This is a genomic window from Consotaella salsifontis, from assembly GCF_900167365.1.
In the GTDB taxonomy this organism is placed as follows: domain Bacteria; phylum Pseudomonadota; class Alphaproteobacteria; order Rhizobiales; family Rhizobiaceae; genus Consotaella; species Consotaella salsifontis.
Genome location: NZ_FUXL01000026.1, coordinates 23,087 through 30,115, shown reverse-complemented (window position 1 = coordinate 30,115; position 7,029 = coordinate 23,087). Strand labels below are relative to the sequence as shown.

At 63.9% G+C, this 7,029-nt stretch carries 8 protein-coding genes; 4 read left to right on the top strand and 4 right to left on the bottom strand.

All coding sequences use genetic code 11. From position 1 onward, the window contains the following. Positions 1-242 (bottom strand): helix-turn-helix domain-containing protein (locus B5D38_RS21340; RefSeq protein WP_131829989.1); only part of this gene is annotated, 242 nt, incomplete at its 3' end. A 152-nt stretch (positions 243-394) separates the two neighbouring features. Here B5D38_RS21340 and derI point away from each other — a divergent pair. The 4 genes from derI to B5D38_RS21320 all read left to right on the top strand — a co-directional run bounded on the left by derI (position 395) and on the right by B5D38_RS21320 (position 3,474). Beyond that, complete coding sequence (derI, locus tag B5D38_RS21335; protein ID WP_078710467.1) at positions 395-847, top strand: D-erythrulose-4-phosphate isomerase; 453 nt, start codon at positions 395-397, stop codon at positions 845-847. Positions 848-982: 135 nt separating this feature from the next. Continuing rightward, complete coding sequence (locus tag B5D38_RS22320) at positions 983-1,996, top strand: dihydroxyacetone kinase subunit DhaK (protein WP_078710466.1); 1,014 nt, start codon at positions 983-985, stop codon at positions 1,994-1,996. 48 nt (positions 1,997-2,044) lie between these two features. Then, positions 2,045-2,689, top strand: coding sequence for a dihydroxyacetone kinase subunit DhaL (dhaL, locus tag B5D38_RS22315; protein ID WP_078710465.1), 645 nt, complete (start codon positions 2,045-2,047; stop codon positions 2,687-2,689). Then, a complete protein-coding gene (locus B5D38_RS21320) occupies positions 2,686-3,474 on the top strand; it encodes a triose-phosphate isomerase (protein WP_078710464.1) in 789 nt (262 codons plus the stop codon). Before dhaL ends, B5D38_RS21320 begins: the two co-directional genes overlap by 4 nt. Before the next feature lie 54 nt (positions 3,475-3,528). Here the strand turns inward: B5D38_RS21320 and B5D38_RS21315 are convergent, their stop codons facing one another. The 3 genes from B5D38_RS21315 to B5D38_RS21305 all read right to left on the bottom strand — a co-directional run bounded on the left by B5D38_RS21315 (position 3,529) and on the right by B5D38_RS21305 (position 7,015). Then, positions 3,529-4,422, bottom strand: a complete 894-nt coding sequence (locus B5D38_RS21315) for a DeoR/GlpR family DNA-binding transcription regulator (protein ID WP_078710463.1) — start codon at positions 4,420-4,422, stop codon at positions 3,529-3,531. Positions 4,423-4,886: 464 nt separating this feature from the next. Continuing rightward, entirely contained in the window at positions 4,887-5,837 is a 951-nt protein-coding gene (locus B5D38_RS21310) for a D-ribose ABC transporter substrate-binding protein (RefSeq protein ID WP_078710462.1), read from the bottom strand. A 65-nt stretch (positions 5,838-5,902) separates the two neighbouring features. Further along, the gene (locus tag B5D38_RS21305; RefSeq protein ID WP_078710461.1) at positions 5,903-7,015 is read right to left on the bottom strand and encodes an ABC transporter permease; all 1,113 of its coding nucleotides are present in this window, start codon (positions 7,013-7,015) and stop codon (positions 5,903-5,905) included. Between the last annotated feature and the right edge of the window lie 14 nt (positions 7,016-7,029).

Genomic DNA, 7,029 nt, shown 5'->3' with positions numbered 1-7,029 from the left:
AAGGGCTTCTCCGTGCAGCGCCGGCGCAGCCACTCGGCATGCGCGCCGGCGATCTTCTTCGGCTTGTGCCCACCCATCTGGCCGGGCGCCACACTGCCCGTCTCATGGTGGCGCTGCAGCCATTTGACCGCCGTGCTCACCGCAACCCCGAAGCGCTCCGCCGCCTGATGGCGCGACAGCCCGCCCTCAAGCACCGCCGCAACCACCCGCTCGCGCAGATCCATCGAATAAGGTCGACCCATCCATGCTGGCCTCCGTCTCCAGCCAGCATGTTGAATCAGATTGGCGCCTCCGATGGAATCCTCTTCCGATTCTGCCGAACTTCATCCCGCTCTAGATTCCGCGGTGTCTCTGCTCGTTTCGGGTCGAACACCCTTCGACGGGGGAGGGAGAGATGAAAGTCATCCTGGCCGGCGACAGCGCAGGGCAGCCATTGGTCAAGGTCATCGCCGAACATCTGAACAAGCGCCATGACATTTCGTTCGTGGACGACAGCCCTTCACCCGAGCAGCAAGACGAGCTCTATGCGAATACCGCCGAGCGAGCCGCCCATGCCATCCTGGAGGGGCGGTTCGATCGCGGCATTCTGTGCTGCGGCACGGGAATCGGTGTCTCCATTTCGGCCAACAAGGTGCCGGGAATTCGCGCGGCGCTTGCCCACGACACCTACTCGGCCGAGAGGGCTGCCAAGAGCAACAACGCTCAGATCATCACCATGGGCGCGCGAGTGATCGGTCCGGAGCTCGCCAAGGCGATCGTCGATGCATTTCTGGCGTCCTCCTTTGATCCCATGAGCCACTCTGCCGCCAACGTTCGGGCGATCGACGCTCTGGACCAGAAGTATTGATTGCAACGTCAGGCGGCGCGCCCGTGCCTCCGAGAATCGGGGAGGAGCGGCCAGCCCGTTCATCGGGCCGGCTCTTGGAAGAGGCAGCGCGCAGACCGTTCCCTGGCTAGAGAGTGGAAGAGTCCGAGGGAGGACATGGTGGCCAATTCGAAGAAGTTCATGAACGATCCGGACGCGATCGTTCGTGAGATGCTCGAAGGTTTCTTCGGCGCGCATCCTGATATCGTGCGCCCATCATCAGCCAATCCGCGGGCGGTCTATGCGCTGGATGGTCCGCGAGAGGGTAAAGTCGGTCTGGTGATCGGAGGAGGGTCGGGCCACGAACCCGCCTTCATCGGCTATGTCGGCAAGGGGCTCGCGGATGCGGCGGTCGCTGGCAATGTCTTCGCCTCTCCAGCGCCGGAACCGATCTTGCAGGCTGCCAGGGACGTCCATCGCGGAGCGGGCGTCCTTTTCATGTATGGAAACTACGCGGGCGACGTCATGAATTTCGACATGGCGGCCGAAATGGCCGCCATGGAGGATTTGACCGTCAGATCCGTCGCGGTGATCGACGATGTCGCTTCGGCGCCGAGGGAAAGGCGGACGGAGCGCCGGGGCGTCGCGGGCGACTTCTTCGTGTTCAAGGCGGCCGGCGCCGCTTCTGACAAGATGCTTGATCTTGATGGCGTCGTCGCGGCCGCGGAAAAGGCGAATGCCGCCACGCTGACCATGGGCGTCGCCATGAGCGCATGCACCTTGCCGCAGAGCGCCGCTCCGAACTTCCATCTCGGCGACGGCGAGATGGAAATCGGCATGGGCGTCCACGGTGAGCCGGGAATCAGCCGCGGCCCGGTTCTTCCCGCCGACAAGGTGGCGGATGAACTCGTCGATCGAATATTGGCGGAAAGCGGCGCAGGGGCGGGCGAGCAGGTTTCTCTGCTGGTCAATGGCCTCGGCTCGACCACCCTTATGGAGCTTTACGTGCTCCACCGTCGTGTGCGGCAGAGATTGGACGATGCCCGTATCTCCATTCATCGCTCTTTTGTCGGCGAGTACGTAACTTCGCTGGAGATGGCAGGCGCCTCCGTTTCGATGATCCGCCTCGACGACGATCTGCGTCGGCTTCTCGACCATCCCTGTCGCACGGCGGCTCTGGTGGTCGCCTGACCGCGCAATGGGAAACGCGGAATATATAAGAGCAGGGAGGGCAAGGACATGCGCACCACACTGAGCGCGGCGGATTTCGTGGCGATGTTCCATCTGGTGGCGGATCGGATCGAGGAGGAGAAGGTTCGCTTGTCGGAGCTCGACGGCGTGATCGGTGACGGCGACCACGGCATAACTATGGCGATCGGCTGGAACGCCGTGCGCGAGATCCTGACGCCGGAGCTTGAGGAAAAGTCCATCACCGACGTCTGCAATCTTGTTGCGCGGACCTTCCTCAACGCCGTCGGCGCCTCCTCCGGCCCGCTCTATGCGACGGCGTTGATGCGTGGTGGCGCGGCGTTGAAGGGAAGGGAAGGCGCGGACGGCGCAGCCCTTGCCGGCTTCCTGGCCGCCGCGTTGCAGGGGCTACGCGATCGCGGCAAAGCCGAGCCGGGGGACAAGACGATGATCGACGCCTGGACCCCTGCTGCGACAGCGGCGGCGGCTGCGGCCGAGGCCGGCGCGCTGCCGGCGGAGGTGCTGAGGGCAGCGGCCGAGGCGGCAGGCAAGGGGGCGGATGCAACCGCGGCGATGCTGCCAAAGAAGGGGCGCTCAGCCAAGCTCGGCGAGCGAGCCCTCGGCCATGTCGATCCGGGCGCTGCTTCCGCAGCGGTAATCCTGGCCGCCATGGCTGACGGAGCCGCTCGGCCATGACAAGTGCCTCGTCTCAGCCGCTGAAAAAACCTCTATGGATCGGCACCAGTTGGAAGATGAACAAGACGATCGCAGAGGCCGACGCGTTCTGCGATGTCGTTCGCGCATCTCCCCTCGCCAGCAGCCGTGCGCCGCAGCTCTTCGTCGTTCCTCCCTTCACGGTGCTCGACCGTGTCGCCTCTGCACTCCGCGGAACGTCGATCATGGTCGGCGCCCAAAACGTCCATTGGGAGGATCAGGGGGCGTGGACCGGGGAGATATCGCCGGTCCAGGTCGCTGATTGCGGCGCCAGTCTCGTCGAAATCGGCCACAGCGAGCGGCGCACCTATTTCAATGAGACCGATGAAACCGTGGGGCTCAAGGCGGCGGCTGCGCAGCGTCATGGCCTGATTGCGCTGATATGCGTCGGTGACAGCCATAGCGAGCATGCGGCCGGCACGAGCGACGAAGCCGTCAGCCGGCAGACGAGGGCGGCTCTGGCGAAGATTGATGCCGGCGGCGCGGCGCTGCCCGTCATCGCCTATGAACCGGTGTGGTCCATCGGTGAAAAGGGCGTCCCCGCAGAGCCGGATTTCGTGAATGCCCAGCATCTTGTGATCAAGGAGGCGGCCACGGCAGCGCTCGGCCGCGATCTGCCTGTTCTCTATGGCGGCAGCGTCAGTCTCGCAAACGCCGTCGCCTTGGCGAGCCAGCCCAATGTGAACGGGCTTTTCATCGGCCGCGCTGCGTGGCAGGCCGATGGCTTTTTGGCAATCGCCGCCGAGGTCGGCGCCGCCTGCGTCTGAGGGAGACGGCAAGAGCAGCCCTAAAAATTGCGCGGCCCAGCGGCCCACGCAACCTCAATCCTGGTGATCGCGGCGTTGGTGGCCCGTGATGGCGGTCGTCAGGCCTTTCGTCTGCGCCAGGACGACGTTGATGCCGGCGCTTCGCATTCTGTCCAGATGGTCCGGCGCCGTGACGTCGTCCACGATGACGGTGTCGAATTCGGCCAGCTCAGCGAAGCCGTGGAGAGCACGCCGCTCGAACTTCGTGTGATCGGCAAGAAGAATACGCTTCGATGCCGCGTCGAACATGGCGCGCTTGATGTCGACCATCTCTGGCGCCTGGTGAAAGACGATGCCGTCGGTGATGGCGGCTACGGAGAGAAACAGCGTATCGGCCCGCAGCCGGCGGATCTCTTTCGTCGCCATGTGGCCTATGAAGGCGTTGCACCAGTTCTCGAATTGGCCGCCAAGACCGATCAGCGTCAAGTCACGCATGCCCTTGATCGCGTTCATCATGGTCAACGAGTTGGTGATGACCGTCAGCGGCACCTTCGTCGCCAGATGTTCCGACATTTGCAGCACGGTGGTGGAATCGTCGAGGAAGATCGCCTGTCCGGGCTCGACGAAATCTGTCGCTGCCAGGGCGATCGCGGCCTTCTCCGCGAGCTCGCGACTGGACCGGTAGACGTCGCTCGCTTCGATGAGGCTGGTCGGTGCGGCGGAGACCACGCCGCGGGTCTTGCGCAGAAGTCCGCGCCCGACGAGATCGTCGAGGTCGCGGTGCGCGGTCATCAGGCTGATGTTGAAACGGTCGGTCAGATCCTCGATGCGCATCGAACCTTCGGCCATGACGGCCTGCGTGATGAGCTGCCTGCGGGAAAGCTGGCGGGCCTGCCGGCTGTCGCCGGGAATTTGCTCCGACATCAATCGGCCGGCAGCGGATCCGTTCGTTCGGTTCGGGGCGCTCATCTCTGGCAAGTTCCCTTTTTCAAGGGTTGGGATTGACCGGAAGTCTGTACATATGGCGGCCGGCCGATCAGTCCTCCCTCTGCGGCGTGGCATCCGTCCCTTCCTCGCCGGAAATGAGACGGCGCTGAAACTGTCCCCGCGCAGTCGACGGGCTTTCCCGGCGGACTGGTCGCTGCGCCGCACGAAAACCCGATGAGGTGCGGGGGCCGAAGGCGTCGGGGCAGGGGGCCAATCCTCTGCTCCGGAGAGACCATTTCCACGGCTGGCCTGACCGGCAGAGACTGCTGAGGCGGGATGTGGAAAGGCGGCTGGCGGTTCGATGAAGCGTCAGCGGATCCGGATGTTAGGAAGAACGGACGGTTCTCATCGGCCGCCCTTCTCTTCAAATCCCTAAGGAACGCCCGAAACCGGCTCTCTTGGGAAGCGTAATGCGCGGGAGCGCCGTTAGGCGCTCCCGCTTTTCCTCACTGCTCCAAAACGAAGGGCGCGGTGTACTTGTCCACGTTGTCCTTGGTGATCAGCAGGCAGTCGAAGAGCTGCTTTTCGGTGTCGGCGCCGGTCTTGCCGGTCTTGATGAAGTTGTCGGCCTGCTTGACTGCCTCGGCCGAGAAGACGGCGACGGGCTGAAGCACCGAATACTGCAACTCACCGGCCTTGATCGCGTCGACCGCGTCGGGCGAGCCGTCAAATCCGCCGACCTTCACGTCCTTGAGCCGCCCGGCTTCCTTGAGGGCGGCGATGGCGCCGAGCGCCATCTCGTCGTTGCCGCTGATCACGCCCATGATGTCGGGATGGGCCTGCAGCATGCTCTGCATCTTGTTGTGACCCTGGGTGCGATCCCAGTTCGCCACTTCCTGGGCAACCTTCTTGAGGTCCGGATACTGGGTGAGCACCGTCTCGAAACCGTTGGAGCGGGTCTGGGCATTGTTGTCCGCCGGATTGCCGAACAGCTCGACATAGTTGCCGGTGTCTCCGACCATCTCGACCCATTGTTGCGCGCCGAGGGCTGCGCCCTGCGCATTGTTCGACACGAGCTGGGCCTTGGCGAGACCCTCCTGATTGATCTCGGCGTTGACCAGGAAGACCGGAATGTCAGCGGCGATGGCCTTCTTGACCGCTCCAACGGAGCCATCGGCGTTGGCCGGATCGAGGATGATCGCCACCGAGTGATTGGTGATGGCGGTATCGATCAGGTTGCTTTCCGTATTTGTGTCGCCCTTGTGCGCGGCGACCGTGGCCGTGTAGCCGAGGTCCTCCGCGGTCTTCCTGGCCACCTCTCCCTCGGTGTACCAGTATGGGTTCGACGGATCGGTGACGATGATGGAGATCAGTCCCTCCGCCCATGCGGGCGTCGACAGGGCTGAGCCGGCCACGAGGGCCGCGGCGACGAGCAGGCGCTTTCCTTTGTTCAGCATGTTTTCTCTCTCCCTAAGATGCCTCACTTGATGCCGGGACCCGGCGGTATTGCCGCGAGGGGACGTCAGGCCTTTGCCCCCTGCTGCGGGGCGGCGGGCTTGCCATTGCTGTTGCCATTGCCAGCCAACGCACGCTTGGATCGACCGCTGTACTGAATGGAGTTCAGCAGAACGGCCAGGACGATGACGGCGCCGGTGAAGACGGTCTGCCAGTAGGCGGAGACCCCGATGATCACCAGTCCGTCGGAAAGAAAGCCGATCACGAAGGCGCCGAGCAACGTGCCGCGCACGTTGCCGCGCCCTCCGGTGAGGGCGGCGCCGCCGATGACCACGGCGGCAATCGCCGTCAATTCATAGGTCGTGCCCGCGGTCGGGCCGGCCGAAGTCAGCTGCGAGGAAAGGACAAGGCCCGCGATCGCCGCACACATGCCAGACAGGACATAGACTGTGACCTGGACGCGCTTCACCGGCACGCCGGAAAGCTCCGCCGCGCGGGCATTGCCGCCCGTCGAGTAGACCCACCGGCCGAAAGCCGTGCGCGTCAGCAGAAGGCTGCAGATCAGCGCCACCACGGCGAGCACCAGGACGCCGATCGGAATGCCGAAAAGGCGGTTGAAGCCGAGCCAGTCGAATCCTGTGTTGCCGAGTTCCGGGCGCCCGCCGAGATTGTTGTAGGTCAGGCCGTTCGTCATCAAAAGCGCGATGCCGCGCGCCACGTAGAGCAGGCCGAGCGTCGCCACGAAGGCGGGGACCTTGAAATAGGCGATCAGCACGCCGTTGACGGCTCCCACCAGCGCGCCGAGCGCCAGCGTCATGACCACGACGACCCAGACCGAAGGATAGAGAACCGCGCCGAACATCTTGAGTTCGACGCCTTGCATGAGAAACCCGGCGACGCACCCCGCGAGCCCGAGAGTGGAGCCGACGGAAAGGTCGATGCCTCCGGTGAGGATCACGACGAGCATGCCGATGGCCAGAAGCCCGAAGATGGCCACGTGCGAGGACATGATGAGGAAGTTGCTCATCGTGAAATAGAAGGGCGACAGAAGCGAGAACACGATGATGATCGCGATCAACGCGAAGAATGCCCTTCCTTCGAGCAGCAATCGTCCGAGATCGAAACCGCCGCTTGAAATTCCGGGTTGAAGCCGCTTCTGGGCGGGACTGGTGTCGGTCATGATCCGGACTCCGC

Coding starts and splice junctions, on each gene's coding strand:
- derI (WP_078710467.1), top strand. CDS start 395: ATGAAAGTCATCCTGGCCGGCGACAGCGCAGGGCAGCCATTGGTCAAG.
- B5D38_RS21305 (WP_078710461.1), bottom strand. CDS start 7,015: ATGACCGACACCAGTCCCGCCCAGAAGCGGCTTCAACCCGGAATTTCA.
- B5D38_RS21310 (WP_078710462.1), bottom strand. CDS start 5,837: ATGCTGAACAAAGGAAAGCGCCTGCTCGTCGCCGCGGCCCTCGTGGCC.
- dhaL (WP_078710465.1), top strand. CDS start 2,045: ATGCGCACCACACTGAGCGCGGCGGATTTCGTGGCGATGTTCCATCTG.
- B5D38_RS22320 (WP_078710466.1), top strand. CDS start 983: ATGGTGGCCAATTCGAAGAAGTTCATGAACGATCCGGACGCGATCGTT.
- B5D38_RS21320 (WP_078710464.1), top strand. CDS start 2,686: ATGACAAGTGCCTCGTCTCAGCCGCTGAAAAAACCTCTATGGATCGGC.
- B5D38_RS21315 (WP_078710463.1), bottom strand. CDS start 4,422: ATGAGCGCCCCGAACCGAACGAACGGATCCGCTGCCGGCCGATTGATG.